We start from the raw sequence: 21,729 nt of genomic DNA, 5'->3' as shown, positions 1-21,729 counted from the left end.
TATTCATCATCAGCTTAAGTCCTATCTTCTGCTGACTCATAGACTTTATTTTTGTTTCGCTTGCCTACAGCAACAACAAGGAGAATCATTTTATTATCGTTAACTTGGTAGACCAATCTATAGCCAGCCTGATGCAATTTTATCTTATAGCAATCTTTAAGATGGCCACTAAGTTTGGCAGAAATAACATGCGGATTTTCCAGTCGCCGTTTTAATAGTTTTTTAAACTGTTCCTGCAACTCCTTCGATAGTTTCTTCCATTCTTTTAACGCAAGCGGATGGAAATGTAACTCATAGATCATCAAGCGCAACCTTAACTGGCGTAAAGGGCTCTGAAAGGCGTTGTTCTACAATGCTTTTTAGCTCGCTTTCGTCAACAGCATCCATCAGTTTTTCAAAAGTTTCTGCTGGAATTAAATAAGCAGCAGCTACATTATGGTTAAGAATCACCACGGGCATCCCATGCGCATCATTAATAAGTTTTGTGGGATTTTTCTTTAATTCGCTAATGCTAGCGACTTGTGTTGCATATAAAGTTTGCATTTTAATGACCTAAATAAATACCTTTATTATGACTTAATTATAGTGCTTTTTATAATAAAAGGTCAATCATCACGAAATTTATAAAGGGGATTAGGGAAGTTGAATCAAAAGATTATTTAAGTATCCCTAAGAAAAAATTTTAAGCAACATCTCTTTCACGATTGTGCGCCTGCTTGCGATCCCTTTCATTTAGGAGAAAGCCAATGAGATAAAAGTTGTTTTTTCTGTGTTAATTCTATTAAGTTACACCTTCATTTACATTTGATTTTTTATTTCTTATCCAGTCTTTAAGGCTTTCTAATGCACAAGTCCAATCCCAACCTTCTTCAAAAGATTCAAGAGCCTGTTCTGCCTGCTCAAACATATAATCAGCAACCTGCAAAATAAATTGCTTGTCTCTATCTTTATACAAGAACTCAAGCGCATTAATCATTTCATAAATAATGAATCCATACCCATTTTCTGTATAACGGATGTACTCAGGGAAATAAAATGCATAGTCAATGGCTTTCTTTATCTCTTCCCAGTCTCCATTGGCAAGTCGCATTCCAATAGATGCACTTAAAGCCCTCCATAAGACAGAATTATATTGTGCATTTAAAAGAACAATTTCAGCCAAATGTTCTTTAGTAAAAGAGTTTAAATACTTTTTCAGCTGATGCATATCCACAGGTGATTTAGGTCCTCTGTTAAGGTACCGAGATTTTTCAGAAGGCATTAACTTCCCCTTGATTTAAACGTTATTCTAATATTCACCCATTGAGCACCATGCTACTTTTGCTACTCGTTGACAAACGAGCATACCTATATTGATCAGATAATACAGTGTTCACAAGGATCATAACAATATTCATCGCATCAAAATGAATGCATTTATGTAGCAATATATTGCTACATAAATGCTACATATCGCTACAATTTCAGAGATTAATAAATTTCACTGGATCACGTCTTGTTTCTGCCATTTTCCTTATTTATAGAAAATTATTATAAATAAGGAACTCTTTGCAAAAAACAAAAGAACTTAAAAAAACAAAACATGAAGAAACCCAAGCCACAACTGAGGACACCCTCTTTTGCCTATTTCAGGATGTGTTTTTTCGGTGTTCTTAGTGTAGCGTTATGTAGCAATACAGTAGCACGAGTTTTGCTACAATTAATTAATCGGATTTATAACAGAAAAAACCGAATTACCCTATGATTTAATGGATAATTTTATCCATCAGGTTTCAATGATTTGATGGTCGTGTAGCAATGTAGCAAATACATTAAATGACAAATTGTTTAGGACATTTTGCGAATAAGAGTCTATATTTGATCCTTAAAGGATATATCGATTATAAAGAAAATGTTTGAGATTCAATCAACCCAAAAGTAAACATTTTCTAAAGCAAGAAATAGACCACGAAGGTTTATGCACATACTAAGACACTTCTGATAATTCTTAAAAAGTCTTAAATACGATAAGAATTTTTAAGACTTTCATTGTTAATGATTAGGCTATCCTATAGAATAATTCTTAAATCCTTTAAGAATTATTAAGAACTTATGAAAAAACACAACAATTGGCATTATGCCCGCCCCGAACTAGCTAAAAAATATCTCGATCTATTTGAAATAGGTCTAACCTCTGCCCGAGGATTATTTGCTAGACGAAGAATGGGAAAAACCGAATTTTTGAAACAAGATTTTATACCTGCAGCTCAAAAGGCAGGTTATATTGTCGTCTATAGTAATCTTTGGGAATTAGAAATTGATCCTGCAACAGCTTTGGTTTCCGAATTTTATAAGACAATTGAGCCAAAAGGATTTAATAAAATTTGGACCAGTTTAAACAAGCCTATAAATATTAAAAAAGTTAAGGCCTCAGGAAAAATTACAGGTCTAGGGGAAAGGACTCTTGAGACAGATTTAGCAGAAACAAAAAAAGGAACCAGTACTTTATTAATGGAAGCAATGAATGCTTTCGATAAAACAAAAGATCAAATGATTTTGGTAATAGATGAAGCCCAAGTTTTGGCATATGAAGAGAACTCTCATTTTGCTCATGCTCTAAGAGCAGCATTGGATATCAGGAAAGAGCGTATAAAAGTAATTTTTGCTGGCAGTTCGGAAACCACTCTAAGACGTATGTTTGGGGTTGCATCAGAGCCATTTTATAACTGGGCGCCTCTAGAACCCTTCGAATTATTAGGAAAAGATTTCGTATTGGCTATGGTCGAAAGGGTAAATAAAATATCGAAATACCCAATGAGTATTCATGACGCTCTTGATGCATTTGAAAAACTGAAGAAGACTCCTGAGTTTTTTCGAAGATACATAGAATACTATTTAAGTAATCCGGAGGAGGGCACGGCTGCAGCTTTAGCGGCTACTAAAAGCAGGGTATTTAGTGATGATAATTTTAAGCGTCAATGGGAAACGTTATTGCCGGCCGATAAAATAATAATGTCAATGATTGCCAATGGAATAAGTGACTTACATGGAAAACTAGCTTTGCAAAAACTCGGTGAAGCCCTTGGAATTGATAGTGTTAATAAAAATACCACTCATAATGCACTAAGAAGATTATCGAATAAAAATTTGATTACTAAAATTGATTTTGGAACTTATCAGTTCGAAGATGAGGCTTTTGCTGATTGGGTAAAGCATTTAGCTGATTAATTTTGAAATCAGCCCAATTAACAAATTAATTTGATATTTCCCAGGGAAGAATAGGTATCAAAAGTATCGCTTCTGAGAATAGCCACGGGTTTTTTATCAATAGAGCTCAATGAAAAATTCACAATTGTCCATGTTTCATTTGTTTGATCATTTACAAAATATACACGGTCTCCAATTTTAAAAGGATCGGTGGTTATTTTACTTGCCTCTTCAATAGATTGGGGTAAAAATTTGCTTATATGAGCCATTTAATGGATGCCTTTAAATTTTAATGAAATGTAAATTTTTTGAGAATTATACATATTAAGGTTAGAAGTGCAACGTCTAAGCAGATAATCCGTTTGCTATTAAAGATTGGGCATGTAAAAATTTTATGACACAAAATAGTAAAAGTACATGGACAAAGATAAGGATAGGAATCACATGAACGATATCAAGTCATTTAAAATAAAAAAAATAGTTCTTCTTAAAATTACTTTTGCGGCAATTTTTTCCTGCACGACACTCAATGCCTATGCTGGCTTGCAATCCTATCACATCAAATACCACAAAGACTCCAAAATAAACAATGTTTCCTTATCCAATACTGAAGTATTAATAGAGTTCCACCGTAGTGGCAATTCACTGGGAAGACTCCTGACAAAAACGAATGAGACTCAAGGCATCACCATCGACAACACTTATGGGAAAAATTTGGTTATTCACGTGCTATTCATCGAGAAAGAGGGAAAAAGAATACGATGTTGGGGAGTATCTGCTGCTAAAACAAATACCATTGAGATTCAATGTGATAAAGTGGTTTCATTGAAAAAAACAAAGGGAAACACTGGAGAGTCCACTGATTCAATCCATTAAATCACTAAGAGCTCTCTGGTTAACAAGTATTGACAAAAAGAACAACGTGGCATGACACTATGTAACCTGCTTGATTATAAGGAAATAAACAAAAATGGCCAATAAAATTCGTGGTAAAGTCAAATGGTTTAATAAAGACAAGGGTTTTGGTTTTATTGAAAGCAGTGGCAAAGACTACTTTGTCCACTTTAGTTCAATTCAAAGTGACGGCTTTAAAACACTTCCTGATGGGGCAACTGTTCTTTTTAAAATGGGAAAAGGACAGAAAGGACCTCAGGCCGAGGAAGTAGAAGTTATCTAATAAATGACCACTATTAGATCTAGGCAAAACCGTTCTGATGACAATAACACTTATTTTTTTACTGTATGAAACCATCAAGGAGGAAAGAAGTGAATCAACGAGTTGCTTTAGTCACAGGGGGCACTGGTGGTATTGGTACTGCCATATGCCAGGAAATGCAAAAGTTAGATTATCAAGTCATTGCCTGTTATTTTAAACAAGGCAATCATGATTTGGCGAAAGAATGGCAGAAAAAACAGGCCATGCAAGGCTTTGATATCGACATTGTCTACGCCGATATTTCTTCCTTCAATGATTGTGAGAAAGTGACCGAATTGGTCATCGAAAAATACGGCAAGATCGATATTCTAGTGAATAATGCCGGTGTTACAAACGATGCCACTTTGAAAAAGATGACTCAAGAACAATGGCAGAATGTCATCCATGCCAATTTAAATAGTGTCTTTAATATGACGAAAACCGTGATATCCACCATGTTGGATAATAGTTATGGACGTATCATCACCATTTCTTCCGTTAATGGACGCAAAGGTCAATTTGGCCAGTGTAATTACGCGGCCACTAAATCCGCATTATACGGTTTTACCAAAAGTCTGGCACAAGAAGTCGCAAAGAAAGGCATCACAGTGAATACCATCTCCCCTGGCTATATTAATACCGAGATGCTTGCTTCTCTGAGGGATGACATTTTAGAAGCGATTGTTGCTCAAATTCCTGTGGGACGATTAGGCAAACCCCAGGAAATTGCTCGTGTTGTTGCTTTCCTTGCAGAAGAGCAAAGTGGTTTTATTACCGGCGCCAATTTTGATGTCAATGGTGGGCAATACATGTAACTCACTCGAAAGTCCATTGAGCGTTTATATTTTAAAGCCGCCATCCACATAAAGGATTTGCCCAGCAATGGGTGCGGCTTTATCAGATGCTTAATAATATCCAGCGGCATGAAAATGGGGGGCTAAAAATTTGTACCTATTCCCTGGTTTTTCAATTTTGATAAGTAATGACCAATTCATTGCCCTATTGAGCAGCACCAATAGAATGCGGATTAGCAAAATCGACAATCAAGCGTTTTTACTCTTCATCCGTCCTTGACTCCTGTTTTATTGTTCAAGAAGAACGCTCTACTTCTGAAGCACATAAGTTCCCGGTGCCGCTGGCAGTGAGGGATTCATGACCGATGATGCAATGCGTTTTTTAGTGTTTTGCTGGACTAACCACGCATGCCATGCTTGCCACCAGGAGCCCTCCCGCTTCTCTGCCATCGCAAGCCAGCTCCCAGGATTTAAGTAAGCCTCGCCTTGTTTATGCTCATGAACACGATAAGAACGTCCTGAGTGGCCAGGTTCACTGATGATGCCCGCATTATGCCCACCGCCAGTGAGAACAAAGGTCACATCCCCTTCTGTCATAAGATGGATTTTATAGACGGATTGCCAAGGGGCTACATGGTCTTTTTCAGTGCTCACCGCAAAAACAGGCAACTGAATATTTTCAGCAGCCACCGGCTTTCCTTCAACGGTGTAACGCCCTTCGGCAAAATCATTCTTTAAAAACAGTTTTTCAAGGTATTCGCTGTGCATTTTATAAGGCATTCGTGTAGCATCCGCATTCCAAGCGGTTAAATCAATCATCCCGCGCCGCATGCCATGCATGTAATCTTGAACCATTTTGGACCAAATTAAGTCATAAGCACGCAACATCTGAAAAGAACCGGCCATTTGCTTGGTATCCAGATACCCTTGCTCCCTCATCATACTTTTAAGAAAATCCACTTGACTTTCAGTCACAAAAAGCATTAATTCCCCAGCCTCAGTAAAATCCCCTTGGGCTGCCACGAGGGTCAAGCTGTTTAAACGTTCGTCCTTGTCTCTTACCATCGCAGCTGCGGTAATCATGGCCAGGGTGCCCCCTAAACAATACCCCATCAGATTGATTTTAGTTTCTGGCAAAAGGGTCGACACCGCATCAAATGCAGCCATAGCTCCTTGCCGATAATAATCATCCATCCCCAAATCCTGGTCCTCTTTGTCAGGATTGCGCCAAGAAATGATATATACGGTGTGCCCCTGACTTACGAGCCACTTCACTAAGGAGTTATGTGGTGATAAATCGAGAATATAATATTTCATAATCCAGGCTGGTAAGATAAGTATCGGCTCTTTATAGACTGTTTTCGTTTGGGCCTCATATTGAATGAGCTCAATTAAATGATTTTGAAAGACCACCCGCCCTGGGGTAATAGCCACTTGTTTCCCAGGGATAAAATGTTCAGAACCTGTAGGTGGTGCACCGGTTAGCTTTTCTAGCCAATCTTCGAATGCGATTTGGCCTCCTTGGATGAGATTAAGGCCCCCAGTGCGCCTGGCTTCATGGAATAAATCAGGATTAGACCAAACAAAATTGGAAGGGGATAGGGCATCAAGGGATTGACGTGCCCAGAACGAAACAATACGTTCCACCTGGTTGGGCAATCCTGGTACGTCCGTTGTGGCGCGTCGCCACCAATCCTCCATCTGCAAAAATCCTTCGGCGAATAAACGCCAAGGCATGGGCTGCCAACTGTCTTTTTTAAAACGCACGTCTTTACCATCCGCAGCACGTTCAACACAAACGATATTATTAATGCAATCCTTGGCATGAAAAAACGGATAAAAAGCAAGTTCCCACAAAACCCCAGGGGATTGGGCCAATTGCCAAAGCCAGGTGGAATAAGAAGAGCCGATGGCAGCAGGACTTATTCCTGCCGTCCATTTAGCCAAGTTGGCTTGCACTAATCGAGTGAAAAATGGAAAGAAGTTATCGGAAGTACCTCTATCAGCCTGTGCACAACACGAGAAATCTACCCCTTCTTGCAATTCTTGACTCTGAGTGAGTATCCTTTCCTTAGGACAACATTGTTTTTCTGATCTCTTCATGGCCACGACATCCCTGGCATTATGCCCTATAATCAACACGATATAATACAGCATAGCACAAGATTTAACCCATCAATTCCGTTTAAGGAGTCTCTCTTCGGAAATAGAAAGGCTAAATAGTCACCCCTTGCTGTCTCCTTGACCAAACAGCGCTCCTACTTTCCTACAAGAAACATTTTCTCATAGATTTTGGTCAATAAAGCGGGGCTTATTAACTTATCCATTTTAGGCTAAATTATTTTTGGTAACCTAATTGGTGTTATTTTTTGATAGGAATGAAATAACATAAAGCTACAGCCCTTTGGAGTTCCTTTCCTCGATAAATTGCGTCATCTGTCCTACTGTTAACGGTTTACTGCTGTAATAACCTTGCACTTCGAAACAGTGACTTGACCGTAAAAAATTGAGTTGTTCTTCTGTTTCGACACCACCCACCACCACATTCAATCCTAATTCTTGCGACAAAGCAATCGTCGATTTGATAATTAAATTATCATTTTCTCTGAGATGAGCATCTTCAATTAAGGTTTGTTTCAGTTTGATGGATTGGACTGGTGAATTTTTTAAGTGAGATAAAAAAGAATAGCCTGAGCCAAAATTATCAAAAGCAAGCTTTACCCCCATATTGCGAAGCGTACTTAATGTATCTTCAATCTTTCCCAAAAAATTGACTGCCGTTGCTTCCGTAATTTCAAGCTCTAACCAATCCGATGGCATTTGATATTCTTGTAAAATGTGCTTCACAGAAGAAATAAACCCTTTGTGTTGAAATTGATGAAGCGAAATATTAATCGCCAGGGTGCAGTTGAAAGGAGCGTAACTCTTTTTCCAATCCACATACTGCCTACACGCGGTTCGTAAGACCCATTCACCAATTGGAATAATCAAGTTAAAATGCTCTGCAACGGAAATGAATTCATCAGGAAAAACAACACCTCGCTTGGGATGTTGCCAACGCAATAAGACCTCCATCCCAACCATAGAATTCGTTTTTAAGTCAACCCGAGGCTGATAAACGAGAAAAAACTCTTGTCGCTCCAAAGCAAGATGCAACTCGGTCCCTATTCCCAAGCGTTTTGAATATTGTTTTCTAAGAGACGGTGTAAAGATTTGGCAATTATTTCGACCACATTCTTTGGCGTTGTATAAAGCAATATCGGCATTCTTACGAAGGGTTACTGCCTCCTCACCGGCATCAGGAAAGTAAGCAATTCCTATACTTAGTCCAATCATGACGGTATGACCTTTAATAAGGAATGGTTGACCCATCTTTTGAATCATAGTATTGGCCACTAATTTTGCCTGTTGTGGATTATTAATTTCTGTCAAAATAACAGCAAACTCATCTCCTCCTAATCGAGCCACACAATCTTCTTCGCGAAGACTTGAGCAAAGACGCTTCGCTACTTCACGCAATAGACCATCACCGACATCATGACCAAAGCGATCATTCACATTTTTAAAAAAATCCAAATCGATGCTTAACAGAGCCAGATGACGACCGTATCTTTTTGACCTGGCAATCTCACGTTTTAAATCCAGTTCAAACTGCAATCGATTGGGTAATCGGCTTAATACATCAAAATGGGCTAATTTCGATAATTTCTTTTGTACGCTTTCTAAATCTTTTAGCGTTTTTAGCAGTTCAGCATTCTTTTTTTCCAAATCCTGGTTCAGTAAATGAAGTTCCCTTGTCTTATTTTCCAACAATAATTCGGCTTCCTCGCGTGCTTTTCTTTCGCGATAATAAGAGCGCTCAAATATTGCTTTGTTCTCATTACTCAAAGGTAATCTCCAAACGACAATGATCATCTTTTTTTAACATGCAGTGAGTCTGCTTAATGGTAATTCTCTTTTTAAAATGTTGAGCGGCTCCTTGGATGAGACCTATTGCAAAATGGCAGAGCCTTCTATGTGATCGATATAACATAACCAATTGTTTTGCAGCAGGCTCTTCATAGCTAATGGTAGGTAATGTTTCATCTGGGTATAACTTTTCTACTTCCACATGAATTGTTCCATCAATGCTTTTTAAAAATTCTTTTAATGTCATGTCCTTTTTTAAAAAAATTGCGTACTTACTCGATAAGATAGGAAACATGTATTCACCAAAGGCCTCTAAAAAAACAGAAGCGTGCTGATTGGTCCTCTTCGCAATGGCCTGAATCAATTGCTGAAGTTCTGTATCCGAGTAAGTGCCGCCTGCTGTATAACTTCCACCACTTGGAAGGTCTAGTGAGGATACGAGTTGGTCCCAGGTTTCTATGCCAAATTGTTCTATAATCATGTTATTTAAGGAGGTAAAAACGATACCTTTCATCTATGGTCTCCAGCATAAAACAAATCTTTAAATCCCTTTTAATTAAGTAGCACGTCATTTCTCAATACTAAAATTGGTTTACCTACAGATGAATTCCTCATGAGTCCGCTCAATTTAACTAAAGAACTCTAACCTACTTTAATTCCTGATAACTATCCAGTGAGTCAGGTATTATTTTCTTCTCCTAATCGTATCAATATAGTTCAAATAACGATTATTTACCGTGTTAAAAATTAACAATGTTAAAAATAACAAAATAGGATTTTATTACCATTTCCTAAACAAAACTCAAAAATGATAGACATACCGTGTGGCTATATATGAAGCATAGCACATATGCTTTTTGAATGAAAAAACAAACCGACTTAATTGTACTAGGCAAGCAAATTCGCAAAATCAGAAAAGAGAAAGGTTTTTCTCAAGAGGGTTTTGCCAATTTCATCGAAATGAATCGGGGTTACTACGGGACTGTGGAACGTGGCGAAGCCAATATAACCATTTTAAATCTTCTAAAAATTCTTAAAGGATTAGATGTCACACCAAATGAGTTGTTCCCGCCCTCAACTTATGTGAGCTTGAAGAGGAAAATAACTAAAAACTCAGCCTCATAAACCATGATGAGTAAGGGGCTAATCTAATGCTTGATAAAGAAGTGGAAAATTGAAATAAAAACCCATGTAAAAAATGCCTGCAGGATAAGGAAAATTAATAAAGTTATAACAAAAGTACTTGTCTTCGTATACTCAATATTTTCATACGATATCAGGCATTAATTATCACTAATAATGAGTGTTCATTGGATCATTTCTAATGGTGTCAATGCCCATGTCTGTGGTGATGATAGCCACCAAATCGCTTCTTAACTGGCATGTTACCTTTTGAATCATCTTAAAATTTCTTCATAAAAGAATGGTAGAATCTTCGCAATAATTAAATACCCTACTTATCGTCTTCCTTAACTCCAACATCTATTCACATCCTTGGCAGTGAATTCAAATAATAATTTGAACTTATATTAAGCTTGGGGAGGTATAGATTCCCTATTCCAAAAGACAACTGATTTTTTCAACAAGTAGTCATGACTGGCACTGCGTATTTCTAAACGGTGCTATATTATATAAATGATTTATAAAATGAGGTGGGTTGTTTTTATATTGATTCTCTCTCACTTTATTTCATTGCAAGGAGCATAGATATGCCAAAGCAGAGACTTATTAAAGCAGTTATTGGGATAATGAGCGCGATACTTTTGTTGATCTCTTGCGCCCCATCAACAACGACCAATAATTCACACCGTGTTTCTCATACTTATGAAGGACACAACACGGGAGGAATAGGTTGGCATTAACATGAACAAGTATGTTTTTTGCTTTTCATCCCCTGTTCATGTAGTGCTATAGTAGGATGTTCAGTCCAAACAATTCATTGAAAAAATAATAAGGAGATTTCATTATGTTAAAAAGGAATGCGTTCATTTTATTGGCCGCTTGCAGCTTGGTTGCCACGCCACTCTTCGCAGAAGATATGCCTTCTGGTTCTCAAATGAATAATATGGGAATGCAAAGCTCTAATCAGCAGTCAACCCAACTGCAAGACGAAATGAAGCAAATGCAAGAAGCACTAAAACAAATGCAGGAGATGCATGATAAGCTTATGAATGCAAAAACAACGGAAGAAAAGAAATCGTTGATGCAAACACAAATGCCCATGATGGAAGAAGGCATGCACACCATGCAAAAAGGCATGAAGATGATGCAAAGTATGCACGATGATACAGCAAAACAACCCGAGATGATGGATCAACGTATGAAAATGATGCAAATGATGACGCAAATGATGCAGATGATGATGGATAGGCAAATGATGGGATGTCCCATGATGAAAAACCAATAACTCCTCTATAAGAGAGGCCTATCCTAGGGTAATTGACTCAAATCACCTGAGCTCTTATGAGATGTCTAAGAGCCCTATTGTCAGTAGCCCATTAAGATTGGCCTATTCAGAGCCTACCTATTTCATTGAACTCTATAAAGGGATGGTTTGGTGTATCATCATATAACCCAGTGACATGGGTGTGCAGATTGATGAGACCTCCTACATAGCTTTTGTTTTTTAGATTTGAGGCGGGCTGTTATTAATTAGCATTTTGCTCTCTGTTTTCAAACTCTGTTATATTAAAATTCCATAAAGTGATGTAAAAATAGAGAGAATAGGACGACACCTAATTCATGGGTCATGAATACAATTGGAAAATGATGGATAAAAACACGGCTGTTGCTCAAAGTCATGGAACTCCCATCGGCAGGATAATCGAAATCAATGGCCCTGTTGTCAGGATACATTGTGATGTACTGCCTCCTTTGCATCAATCTCTTAAAACTTACACGGACAGTGATGAATACATTTTGGAAGTGTGTCAGCACCTTGATGAGCATCATGTGAGAGCCATCACGCTCCACCGTGCCTCAGGATTGCAAAGAGGTTTAATAGTTTATGACCAAGGCACTTCGTTACAAATTCCCGTTTCAAAAGAATGCTTGGGCCGCCTTTTAAATATTTTTGGTGAGCCGTTAGACGGCGGCCCACCATTAGAAACCAATGAATATCGTGATGTTCTAGCCAAATCAGAACCACTTCAAATGACGAGCACTCAAGAAACCATTCTTGAGACAGGAATTAAGGTCATTGATTTACTTTGTCCCTTCGTCAGGGGCTCTAAAACGGGATTGTTTGGTGGTGCAGGAGTTGGAAAAACCGTACTCCTGATGGAATTGATGCATGCCATTATTCAATTGCATCAAGGAACCTCCGTCTTTGCTGGTGTTGGCGAGCGTATTCGGGAGGGACATGAATTGTGGCATGAGATGAAATCCGCAGGCGTAATGGATAAAACCCTCATGGTGTTTGGTCAAATGGACGAATCACCGGGAGTGCGTTTTCGCACAGGGTTATCGGCATTAACTTATGCGGAATATTTGCGTGATACGTTGGGCCATGAGGTTCTTTTTCTTGTGGATAATATTTATCGTTTTGTGCAAGCCGGCAGTGAAATTTCAGGCCTACTCGGCCGAATGCCGGCCAGTGTCGGTTATCAACCCACCTTAATGACTGAGATAGCGGAACTTGAAGAGCGCATGACATCGACTGCCAAAGGAGCAGTGACTTCGGTACAAGCGGTTTATGTTCCGGCTGATGATATGAGCGATCCGGCGGTGACCGGGATTATTACTCATTTGGATTCCATCATCGTACTCTCTCGCGCACAAGCAGGCAAAGGCATTTATCCCGCCGTAGATCCCTTAGCTTCCAAGAGTCAATTTATGGATAAAATCCTATTGGGCGAGCGACACTATTCCATTGCACAAGCCGTACGAGAACACCTTGAACATTATCAAGAATTAGAAGACATGATTTCTATGATGGGGATTGAAGAGCTTTCTCCTAAAGACCGTGCTATTGTGTTAAGAGCACGTAAACTGCAGCGCTATCTTAGCCAACCCTTTCATGTCACCAAGCTTCAAACAGGAATGGAAGGGAAATCGGTTTCATTAGAACACACATTAACCGATTGCGAATCCTTTCTAAGAGGCGATTACGATGAATTTTCAGAAGAAGAGTGTTACATGAGAGGTGCCATGGATAAAGGGAGATAACGACGGACATGGAGCTTTTTACTATCCATCTTAAGAGTGCCACACAATATGAAAAAATCGATAAGGTCATCAGTTTTGTGGGTGAGGATGCTTCTGGGCAATTTGGAATTTTAGCTCATCATAGCCGAATGATGACGTGCTTAAAATTCGGCTTGGCCTGGTTTCGTGATGAAAATCAAGAGACGGAATACTTAGCATTGCCAGGTGCCGTGGTTTATTTCATTGACAATCAATTGCATATTGCGACACGACATTATGTGCGCCATAAAGAATACCAAGCCATACAAAGGGTCCTGGCGGAAGAATTACATTGGGAAGAAAACAATCTATTGCGCACTAAAGAAAGCGTGCATCGTTTGGATGAAGAAATGTTAAAGCGTTTATGGGAATTAAACCGGCAGAACAGCTATGGAATTTAAAAATTCAAACAAGGAACTGGAACAACAAGTGAAACGAAACGTCCGCAAAATCAATAAAGCTAAAAAGGGAAAATCAACGTTATTAGCCCAAACAGTTTACCTGGGTACTTTAGGCTTTGTTTTTGTGTTACCCATCATTGCAGGAGCCTATCTCGGGGTTTGGCTCGATGAGAAAATAAAAGGGTATTCCATGAGTTGGACCATCAATTTAATCCTCCTTGGGGTGATTATTGGTGCCATTAACGTGTATCTTTTAATTAAGGACTAACCGTGGGAGAAGAAGGATTCTTAGCGCATTTTGCCTTTTCAATCGGTGGATTACCCATCACACAAAGCGTCTTAACCACGTGGTTCATTATGATCTCCTTATTCATCATGGCATGGAGTACCACTTACAAATGCTCTCTCCTACAGCCAAGCACGTACCAACTCCTTTGGGAGGGTGTTTTGAGCACCATGTACGATGCGATAAAAGAAGTATTGCCCAACCACGTTGAGTTGATATTTCCTTTTGTAGCCACCTTGTGGATTTTTATCCTTGTTTCCAATTTAATCGGTGTTATCCCGGGATTTTATTCACCAACGGCGGATTTATCGGTGACGGCATCCCTTGCGATAATAACTTTTTTATCGGTACACTGGTTTGGAATTCGTGCCGAGGGGTGGCGAGAGTATTTGAAACATTATATTAAGCCAACTCCTTTTTTATTGCCTTTTCATTTAATCAGCGAAATCTCTCGAACCTTAGCATTGGCCGTCCGCTTGTTTGGTAATATCATGAGCTTGCAATTAACCGCCCTGATTGTCCTCATGATTGCCGGATTTTTAGTTCCTATTCCAATACTCATTTTACATATTATTGAAGCCATCATCCAAGCGTATATTTTTGGCATGCTGGCCTTAATTTACATTGCTGGGGGCATTCAAGCCCATGAGCTTAAAAGCCAAGGAGAATCGTTATGAATGACATAAGTTGGTTTAGTTTAGCGTCAACCGTTATTGCAGCAATAGCCATTGCCATAGGAACTATAGGGCCAGCTCTGGCCATGGGGCGCGCGATTAGTCACGCCTTAGATGCTTTGGCAAGGCAACCTGAAGCCGAAAAATCCATCACCAGAACCTTATTTATTGGTTTGGCCATGATCGAGTCGTTAGCCATTTATTGTTTGGTGATTGTTTTGATTATCCTCTTTAGAAATCCATTATTGTCTTATTTTGTAACGCAACAGGGATAAAACCAATGGAACTCTCTTGGACCACTTTTTCATTAGAACTCATTAATTTTCTTATTCTCATTTGGATTTTGAAACGCTTTCTTTATGAGCCCATACAAAAAACCATATTAGAACGAAAAAAAAGAGTGCAAGAACAATTAGAGACTGCACAAACACTGCACAGGCAAGCAACGCAATTGCAAACAACCTATGAACATCGCCTTGCCGATTGGCAACAAGAGAAAGCGACCCTACAAAACGAGTGGCATGAGGCGATGGAGCAATGGAAATCAGAAGAAAGACTCCGGTTTGAAAAACAATTGCGTCAAGAAAAAGAGCAGGTTTTTTCCCATGAAATGCAAAAAGCCGCAGCCACCATTGAAAACAATGCCAAGGAAGCGTTTCTATTGGCTGGGAAATTTGCTGAAAAATTGTTAATGCCTTTTGCGGATGCCCATCTTGAAGAGAACATCATTAAAAAAACCATTGAGGATCTGAATCATTTTCCGGTAGAACAATGGCAATGGCTCAATACTGTGCCGGAAGAAGAAACCATTTCGATACAAACGGCCTACCCCATCCAAGAACATCAGAAACAGGATCTCTTGCAAGTCATTGAACAATTGTCGCCTAAAAAACTTACCGTCTGTTTCACGGAAAATCCAAAGCTTCTCGCGGGATTAACCCTGCAAATGGGCCCCATGTGCTTGCAAGCCAATCTTCGTGATGAATTAAAATTCTTTACAGAGACAAAAAATGAATTGGCCTAACACCCCTTCTTTTCTTGAGAAGCAACGACAACGCCTTGAGCGCTATCAATTTCAAATCAAGGTATCCGAACAAGGGCGGGTGGTTTCTGTTGGAGATGGGATTATCTGGATTAAGGGCTTACCAAGGGCTGCCATCGATGAAATTCTTATTTCAGAAGATGAGTGCTGTATTGCCATGGTGTTCCATCTCACCGAAGATCTGGTTGGCGCTGTGATGCTGGTACAAACCAAAAAATTAAAGGCAGGCACCCCTATTTTTCCTCTGAAACGCGTATTGAGTATTCCAGTAGGCGATAAACTGCTTGGGCGGGTGATTGATCCTCTAGGCCATCCATTAGACGGCGGTGAGATTCCGCCCCATGAAGAACAAGGATTACTGGATAGGCTGTCCCCACCTATTCTTCACCGCGACTTTGTGAATCGACCATTGTACACGGGAAATAAGATGCTTGATAATCTAATTCCCATCGGAAAAGGACAAAGGGAGTTACTGATTGGGGATAATGGGCTTGGTAAAAGTGCTTTAGCCCTTGACATTGTGATGAATCAAAAAGATAAAAATGTGTATTGTGTCTATGTGTTGATTGGCCAAAAACGTTCTACAGTAAGCTCTACCATTCAATTATTAAAAGAAGCCAATGCCTTGGACTATACGACTGTTGTGGTGGCCCAAGCGACGGCCTTACCAGGATTACTTTATCTAGCTCCTTTTGCAGGGTGCGCCATTGCCGAGCACTGGATGAAAAAGGGCTTAGATACCCTGGTGGTCTATGATGATTTGAGTGCTCATGCCAATAGTTATCGTGAACTGTCCCTTTTACTGCGTAGACCTCCTGGACGTGAGGCATTTCCTGCGGACATTTTTTATCTGCATTCCCGTTTATTAGAGCGCTCCACCTGTCTTTCCCCTGCTATGGGCGGCGGCAGTATGACCGCGTTGCCTATTATTGAAACCAAAGAAGGTGAAATGGCTACTTATATTCCAACGAATCTCATCTCCATCACCGATGGGCAAATCTTTTTTGATGAATCCTTATTCTCTTCTGGATTTCTTCCCGCCATTGATATCACCAAATCGGTCTCACGAGTCGGTGGTAAAGCGCAGCATCCACAAATTAAAAAAGAATCCGGTCGAATGAAACTTGATTACCTGCAATTTCTTGATTTGGAACTGTTCACCCGCTTTGGGGCGAAACTGGATGCCAAAATGCAAAAGCAGATTCAAAAAGGGAGAATTTTAAGAGAAATTCTAAAACAAGAACGTTTTTCACCACTACCCATTGAATTTCAACTCGCATGGCTAATTGCTTACAATGAGGGTTTCTTTGACGAATTGAATTTAGAAGACATCCCCAAAATTCTCAAAAAAATAGAGGGAGAAATAAAACAGAGCACTTTATCCTTGGGAAACCCACGAGAACAATGGGAAAAAGCGATAAAAGAATGGCTAATGGCATAGAACGGACTCATTATCCACTCCAAAGCAATGAGTATCACTTAATACCCGGATGGTATCATGACGAAACGAACCAAACTCAAAGAACATCTTCATACTTTAGAAGAAATTGGCCACATTATGACGGCCATGAAAAATCTTTCTTTAATTGAACTGGGCAAAATCACTCAATGTCTTTCCATGCAGGACAACGTCATTAAAACCATTAGTGAGGTGAGTCATGATTTTTTAAGTTTCTATCCCATGCCCCCCATGAATCAACAAGAAAATCCTCCCTTAGTTTCTATTCTTATTGGCTCAGAACGCGGCTTTTGTGGTTCTTTTAATGATAATGTGCTTCATCAGTTAGACGTGCACAAAGAGCACCATTCTGAATTGGAACCAGCACTCATTCTTGTAGGGCATAAACTGGCATTAAAAATGCCTAATGACCCTCGTGTCATAGCAACAATCGATGGACCCAATGCCATTGAAGAAATCCCAGACGTGATTTCAAACGTGTTACAAACATTAGAAAAAGCCTTATTGCAAAGAAATAAGACATGGCATTCTTGGCAATGGACTATTCTCTTCAATGAGGAAGAGCACAATCAAATTCAAGCAAAAACCTGGCAACCCTTTAAAGAGTTGGATACAAGTCCTGCGCCTTATTTTTCTGTGCCACCCGTTTTGAATGGTTCCAAAGACCAGTTTTTCGCTGACTTGGTGGAGCATTATTTACTGGCCATGTGTTATTCGATTTTATATCAATCGTTTTTTGCGGAGAATCATCAAAGACTGTTTCACTTAAACCAGGCATTAGATCGCTTAGAAAATAAAAAAAATGCATTAAACCATCGTCTCAATTTACTGCGCCAAGAAGAAATTACCGAAGAAATTCAGAATATTGTACAAAGCGCCGAAGCGATTATTGGTCATGAGCTCACATAGAAAGACAAGGTAAACTATAATATACTGATTGGACTGGGTTTCTAATCAATGAAATGAATTTTCTATAAATTCGTAGTCATCCCTTTCGAGTGATTGGAAATCGGTTACAGAATAGTGAATAAACTCATATGAGGCGGGAAAACACTCGTGCAGACTGCTCCACTTTAACCATTTTTTGAATCGTCATGTTAAGTGAGCTTTTGGAGAGAAAGGATGCTGTTTCAATACACTAAAAAGTTTACCTTACTTCGATGGGTTCGAACATTATCCATTTCTTTCCTGTTGGCGATGGCCTCTGTTTCCTTTGCACAACCCACAGCGGATGAGCATGCCGCACATCATCCAGGAGAAAAGGAGAAAGAAGGCGAGGGAATGAGTGGCATGATGAAAAATATAGGGACTCCCTCTAAGGAGCTTTACCCTTCTTTAATGAGTTTACCCACATTATCCCCTGAAAAACGCCTTGAAATTCAACAAAAGGCACACCAGCGCATCACCTCAGGCATCGCGCTCATGAAAGGTGGGCTTAACGAGCTTTTGTTGGCATCCAGCACTAACAATTACGCTAAAATGCAGGAAGCTTTAGAGAAATTACGAGAAGGGATTGCGCAATATGAGAGTGCACTGGCCGCACTTCGCGCCCTTTCTGAAGGAAAAAATCCAAGCGACATCGCCTTGCAGTGGTTTAAACGAGAAATGAATCTTCTTCCAACTAGTCCGCAAGCCGAGAATGTCTTAGGGGGGCCTTTTTTTCATTTAACGATTATTGCGCTATTTGCTCTGTTTTTTTTGGTCATGATTTGGATGTATTTTTTCAAAATGAGAAGAGCGGCTGCTTTGCTCGATCGCTTAATCCAACAAAATACGGCTGCTCCTTTGGATACCTCACCCCAATTCTCAAAAACACCTGAACCAACCCCTTCCTTAACATCAGTGGAGCCCATTAAATCCTCTCAAGCTTCTAAAGTGCCATCAGAAACAGCCCCAACTACCCCTCCTACCTGCCCCGCGCATAAATGTCCAGTCCCCCAATTTCCGGTCATGAGATCGCTCACCGAACCGGAAGAGAAATGGGAAGGACAACTTCGTGTTTGCCGTATCTTTCAAGAAGCACCAGGAATCAAAACGTATCATTTGGCATCAACCCATGAGGTGGCTTTGCCATTTACCTATTATCCTGGCCAGTTCATTACGCTCACCGCCTTAATTAATGGTAAAACGATAAGACGCAGTTACACCATGGCGTCCACCCCAACCCAATTGCATTATTGTGCCATCACGGTCAAGCGGGAAGAACAAGGCGTGTTTTCCCGTTATTTGCATGACGAAATTAAGGAAGGGGATTTACTGGAGGTGATGGGACCTAATGGTAAATTTACTTTTACTGGGGAAGAGGCAAAGAGCATTGTACTGATTTGTGGCGGGGTCGGCATTACCCCCATGATGAGTATCATCCGCTATCTCACCGATATTGGATGGCACAATGACATTTATTTGCTGTATTGTTGTCGCACGACGAGTGAGTTTATCTTTCGCGAAGAATTAGAGCAACTTCAAGAAAGATACCTGAATCTCCATGTGTATGCGTCGATGCTGCGTTCAGAGGGAACCGTTTGGATGGGGTTACAAGGCCTATTTACCAAGAATATCATCAGCCATCTTGTCCCTGATATTGCCTCTCATCGTATCCACGTTTGTGGTCCTCCTGCGATGATGGAAGCTATCCTTGGTATCTTAAAAGAGCTTAACGTGCCCGCTGATTTGATTCTAACAGAAGCATTTGGACCAGAAAAGAAACCAGAAATAGTCCAAGAAGACTTCATCAAAGCCGATACCCGTGCGATGGTTTCGTTTAGGAAATCCGAAAAAATGGTTCCAATTCTGCCGGACCGTACCCTTCTTGAAATCGCTGAAGCCAATGGGATAGCGATTGATAATGCGTGCCGAACCGGGCAATGTGGGTTATGTAAAGTGAAATTGCTGTCGGGGGAAGTGACCATGGCTTGTGAAGATGCACTTTCCAAGGAAGACAAACAACAGGGGCTTATCTTAGCCTGTCAGGCCAAAGCGACTCAAAACATTGAGGTGGATGCTTAATGAATGCGCAAGGACGTATGATGGTTTTGGGGTTAGTACTTCTAATGCTTATTACATGGCTAGGCTTTGCAGTCCATACGTCTTCTCGTTTTGCCGGGAGTTTTTGGGGTGGTGTGTTTGGGGTGAGTGGCTCGATATTGATGCTGATTCCGCTCCTCTACCTCTTTGTTAAACGCATTTCATTTTTGAAAAATTGGGTAACACACTATGTGTCCATGAATACGCTGTTGTCGTGGCATATTTACACAGGTATTATCGGCTCGATTTTAGTCTTGATTCATACAGGACATAAATTTAATAGCGCGCTAGGCATTGCTTTGACTGCTATGACGCTCATTGTCACGCTCAGTGGTTTTATTGGCCGTTATCTCATGGGCTTTATGACTCAGGAAATCGATGAAAAAAAGACAATCCTCTTGGGATTACAACAGCAATACCAAATCGTAGCTCAAGAATTACAAGCAAGCGCACACCCCAAGCAAAACATCGGGAAATTACATCTTATGACAGCTCGCTTTCTTTCCTGGCTTCTTGAAGACACCGCACTGGATGGTCAGTTAATCAAGTCAGCAGAAGTACGCGCTTTGTGTTTAGCAGATGCCATCTCTGAGCTGGAATACGCCATTCGTTTTCACGAGCACTTCAAGCGCCTGTTTCAAAAATGGTTAACCTGTCACATTATTACAGCACTGGTATTGTATGTTCTGCTGGGTTTGCACGTTTGGTCTGGAATTTATTTTGGATTAAGGTGGTTTCAATGAAGCTGAGTTGGGCTACCCTCGCTGCCCTTACCGTAATCGCGGCACTGTCTTTTATGGCCTATTATCTGTCTTCTCATGGAGATGAGGTGAGCAGTTTGACGAACGTAGCGGAGTGGCAAAGAATGGCAAGCCCCGGAGAACTTTCCAAAGCCCACTCGTTTTTAAGTCACAACTGCACTGCATGTCATACGCCTGTGAAAGGGGTTGAGGCAGCGAACTGTAACGTCTGCCATGCCAACAACGAATCTCTGTTAAAACGCCAGCCGACCTCCTTTCATGCCAACATAGGCAGTTGTGTTGAATGTCATAGAGAGCACCAGGGCAGAACAGCACGTATCACCCAGATGGATCACAATGCTTTGGTTTCGTTAGGACTTCAGCAACTTCGTGCCTTTTCAAATGCAAATGATGAAGAAGAACAGTTGATTATTAATCAAGTTATGCTCTTTTTAGCGCAGAACGAATCCAATAAGTCCACATTACGGGTCAACCCCCATTCATCACCTCAAGAACTGACTTTACGCTGCGCCTCATGTCATCAAAACAAGGACAAGCACTTTAAGTTATTTGGCGACGATTGTTCTGCTTGTCATGAAACGGCTCATTGGAGCCTCTCTGAATTTAGGCACCCATCTCCGAGTTCAATGGATTGTGCTCAATGCCACCAAGCGCCACCCAGTCATTATATGGAGCATTTTAATATGATTTCAAAAAAAGTGGCTCATGAGCATGAAGCCCGTGTCGATCAATGCTTCCTTTGCCACCAAACCACGTTGTGGACTGATATTAAAGGAGTTGGGTTTTATAAGCATCATTGAGGGACTCCTTCTC

The 21,729-nt window shown here is 40.2% G+C and carries 25 protein-coding genes; 18 read left to right on the top strand and 7 right to left on the bottom strand.

Translation table 11 applies throughout. The features are described 5' to 3' along the window. Window positions 1-14 precede the first annotated feature (14 nt). From OQI99_RS16090 to OQI99_RS16080, 3 genes are all read right to left on the bottom strand, one after another. Window positions 15-302 carry a type II toxin-antitoxin system RelE family toxin gene (locus OQI99_RS16090; RefSeq protein ID WP_011212544.1) on the bottom strand — a complete coding sequence of 96 codons (288 nt, stop codon included), beginning with the start codon at window positions 300-302 and terminating at the stop codon, window positions 15-17. Next, on the bottom strand, window positions 292-543 hold the full coding sequence (locus OQI99_RS16085; protein ID WP_011212545.1) for a type II toxin-antitoxin system Phd/YefM family antitoxin: 252 nt from the start codon (window positions 541-543) through the stop codon (window positions 292-294). Before OQI99_RS16085 ends, OQI99_RS16090 begins: the two co-directional genes overlap by 11 nt. Before the next feature lie 238 nt (window positions 544-781). Next, window positions 782-1,261, bottom strand: coding sequence for a hypothetical protein (locus OQI99_RS16080; RefSeq protein ID WP_021460582.1), 480 nt, complete (start codon window positions 1,259-1,261; stop codon window positions 782-784). A gap of 830 nt (window positions 1,262-2,091) precedes the next feature. Here OQI99_RS16080 and OQI99_RS16075 point away from each other — a divergent pair. Beyond that, a complete protein-coding gene (locus OQI99_RS16075; RefSeq protein WP_021460581.1) occupies window positions 2,092-3,207 on the top strand; it encodes a hypothetical protein in 1,116 nt (371 codons plus the stop codon). A gap of 17 nt (window positions 3,208-3,224) precedes the next feature. Here the strand turns inward: OQI99_RS16075 and OQI99_RS16070 are convergent, their stop codons facing one another. Further along, the gene (locus OQI99_RS16070; protein ID WP_021460580.1) at window positions 3,225-3,455 is read right to left on the bottom strand and encodes a hypothetical protein; all 231 of its coding nucleotides are present in this window, start codon (window positions 3,453-3,455) and stop codon (window positions 3,225-3,227) included. 175 nt (window positions 3,456-3,630) lie between these two features. On the opposite strand from OQI99_RS16070, the gene OQI99_RS16065 reads away from it, so the two are divergent. From OQI99_RS16065 to phbB, 3 genes are all read left to right on the top strand, one after another. Beyond that, window positions 3,631-4,062 (top strand): hypothetical protein, encoded by a 432-nt coding sequence (locus tag OQI99_RS16065; protein ID WP_021460579.1) that lies wholly within the window; start codon window positions 3,631-3,633, stop codon window positions 4,060-4,062. Between the two features lie 94 nt (window positions 4,063-4,156). Further along, the gene (locus OQI99_RS16060) at window positions 4,157-4,363 is read left to right on the top strand and encodes a cold-shock protein (protein ID WP_021460715.1); all 207 of its coding nucleotides are present in this window, start codon (window positions 4,157-4,159) and stop codon (window positions 4,361-4,363) included. 89 nt (window positions 4,364-4,452) lie between these two features. Continuing rightward, on the top strand, window positions 4,453-5,196 hold the full coding sequence (gene phbB / locus OQI99_RS16055; RefSeq protein ID WP_021460714.1) for an acetoacetyl-CoA reductase: 744 nt from the start codon (window positions 4,453-4,455) through the stop codon (window positions 5,194-5,196). A 288-nt stretch (window positions 5,197-5,484) separates the two neighbouring features. Here the strand turns inward: phbB and OQI99_RS16050 are convergent, their stop codons facing one another. The 3 genes from OQI99_RS16050 to OQI99_RS16040 all read right to left on the bottom strand — a co-directional run bounded on the left by OQI99_RS16050 (window position 5,485) and on the right by OQI99_RS16040 (window position 9,598). Next, on the bottom strand, window positions 5,485-7,278 hold the full coding sequence (locus OQI99_RS16050) for a PHA/PHB synthase family protein (protein WP_031297984.1): 1,794 nt from the start codon (window positions 7,276-7,278) through the stop codon (window positions 5,485-5,487). A 291-nt stretch (window positions 7,279-7,569) separates the two neighbouring features. Further along, window positions 7,570-9,090 carry a putative bifunctional diguanylate cyclase/phosphodiesterase gene (locus tag OQI99_RS16045; protein WP_031297987.1) on the bottom strand — a complete coding sequence of 507 codons (1,521 nt, stop codon included), beginning with the start codon at window positions 9,088-9,090 and terminating at the stop codon, window positions 7,570-7,572. Further along, complete coding sequence (locus OQI99_RS16040) at window positions 9,056-9,598, bottom strand: heme NO-binding domain-containing protein (protein ID WP_021460711.1); 543 nt, start codon at window positions 9,596-9,598, stop codon at window positions 9,056-9,058. The genes OQI99_RS16045 and OQI99_RS16040 overlap by 35 nt, the downstream gene beginning before the upstream one ends. 347 nt (window positions 9,599-9,945) lie before the next feature. Between OQI99_RS16040 and OQI99_RS16035 the strand changes: the two genes are divergently transcribed. The 14 genes from OQI99_RS16035 (at window position 9,946) to OQI99_RS15970 (ending at window position 21,716) form a co-directional block, all read left to right on the top strand. After that, window positions 9,946-10,209 (top strand): helix-turn-helix domain-containing protein, encoded by a 264-nt coding sequence (locus tag OQI99_RS16035; protein WP_015961459.1) that lies wholly within the window; start codon window positions 9,946-9,948, stop codon window positions 10,207-10,209. A 584-nt stretch (window positions 10,210-10,793) separates the two neighbouring features. Continuing rightward, window positions 10,794-10,946: a hypothetical protein gene (locus OQI99_RS16030; RefSeq protein ID WP_165481402.1), complete on the top strand. Its 153-nt coding sequence runs from the start codon at window positions 10,794-10,796 to the stop codon at window positions 10,944-10,946. 104 nt (window positions 10,947-11,050) lie between these two features. Next, the gene (locus tag OQI99_RS16025; RefSeq protein ID WP_021582720.1) at window positions 11,051-11,491 is read left to right on the top strand and encodes a substrate of the Dot/Icm secretion system; all 441 of its coding nucleotides are present in this window, start codon (window positions 11,051-11,053) and stop codon (window positions 11,489-11,491) included. A gap of 335 nt (window positions 11,492-11,826) precedes the next feature. Continuing rightward, window positions 11,827-13,251, top strand: coding sequence for a F0F1 ATP synthase subunit beta (atpD, locus tag OQI99_RS16020; RefSeq protein ID WP_058393157.1), 1,425 nt, complete (start codon window positions 11,827-11,829; stop codon window positions 13,249-13,251). 8 nt (window positions 13,252-13,259) lie between these two features. Next, window positions 13,260-13,670: a F0F1 ATP synthase subunit epsilon gene (locus tag OQI99_RS16015; protein WP_058393158.1), complete on the top strand. Its 411-nt coding sequence runs from the start codon at window positions 13,260-13,262 to the stop codon at window positions 13,668-13,670. Next, window positions 13,660-13,938, top strand: a complete 279-nt coding sequence (locus OQI99_RS16010; RefSeq protein ID WP_011946150.1) for an AtpZ/AtpI family protein — start codon at window positions 13,660-13,662, stop codon at window positions 13,936-13,938. Before OQI99_RS16015 ends, OQI99_RS16010 begins: the two co-directional genes overlap by 11 nt. 41 nt (window positions 13,939-13,979) lie before the next feature. Continuing rightward, window positions 13,980-14,633, top strand: a complete 654-nt coding sequence (locus tag OQI99_RS16005) for a F0F1 ATP synthase subunit A (RefSeq protein ID WP_237758685.1) — start codon at window positions 13,980-13,982, stop codon at window positions 14,631-14,633. Continuing rightward, the gene (locus OQI99_RS16000) at window positions 14,630-14,905 is read left to right on the top strand and encodes a F0F1 ATP synthase subunit C (protein ID WP_011946148.1); all 276 of its coding nucleotides are present in this window, start codon (window positions 14,630-14,632) and stop codon (window positions 14,903-14,905) included. Before OQI99_RS16005 ends, OQI99_RS16000 begins: the two co-directional genes overlap by 4 nt. A gap of 5 nt (window positions 14,906-14,910) precedes the next feature. Then, the gene (locus tag OQI99_RS15995; protein WP_021460705.1) at window positions 14,911-15,654 is read left to right on the top strand and encodes a F0F1 ATP synthase subunit delta; all 744 of its coding nucleotides are present in this window, start codon (window positions 14,911-14,913) and stop codon (window positions 15,652-15,654) included. Continuing rightward, entirely contained in the window at window positions 15,641-17,113 is a 1,473-nt protein-coding gene (locus OQI99_RS15990) for a F0F1 ATP synthase subunit alpha (protein WP_021582718.1), read from the top strand. Before OQI99_RS15995 ends, OQI99_RS15990 begins: the two co-directional genes overlap by 14 nt. A 57-nt stretch (window positions 17,114-17,170) precedes the next feature. Then, window positions 17,171-18,040 (top strand): F0F1 ATP synthase subunit gamma, encoded by an 870-nt coding sequence (locus tag OQI99_RS15985; RefSeq protein WP_021460706.1) that lies wholly within the window; start codon window positions 17,171-17,173, stop codon window positions 18,038-18,040. Between the two features lie 213 nt (window positions 18,041-18,253). After that, window positions 18,254-20,137 (top strand): 2Fe-2S iron-sulfur cluster-binding protein, encoded by a 1,884-nt coding sequence (locus OQI99_RS15980; protein ID WP_021582717.1) that lies wholly within the window; start codon window positions 18,254-18,256, stop codon window positions 20,135-20,137. Then, the gene (locus tag OQI99_RS15975; protein WP_021460709.1) at window positions 20,137-20,898 is read left to right on the top strand and encodes a hypothetical protein; all 762 of its coding nucleotides are present in this window, start codon (window positions 20,137-20,139) and stop codon (window positions 20,896-20,898) included. The genes OQI99_RS15980 and OQI99_RS15975 overlap by 1 nt, the downstream gene beginning before the upstream one ends. Next, a complete protein-coding gene (locus OQI99_RS15970; protein ID WP_021582716.1) occupies window positions 20,895-21,716 on the top strand; it encodes a hypothetical protein in 822 nt (273 codons plus the stop codon). Before OQI99_RS15975 ends, OQI99_RS15970 begins: the two co-directional genes overlap by 4 nt. Window positions 21,717-21,729 lie beyond the last annotated feature (13 nt).

The organism is Legionella sp. PATHC039 (assembly GCF_026191275.1).
Taxonomy (GTDB): Bacteria; Pseudomonadota; Gammaproteobacteria; order Legionellales; family Legionellaceae; genus Legionella; species Legionella pneumophila.
This window is presented reverse-complemented; position numbering and strand designations above follow the sequence as displayed.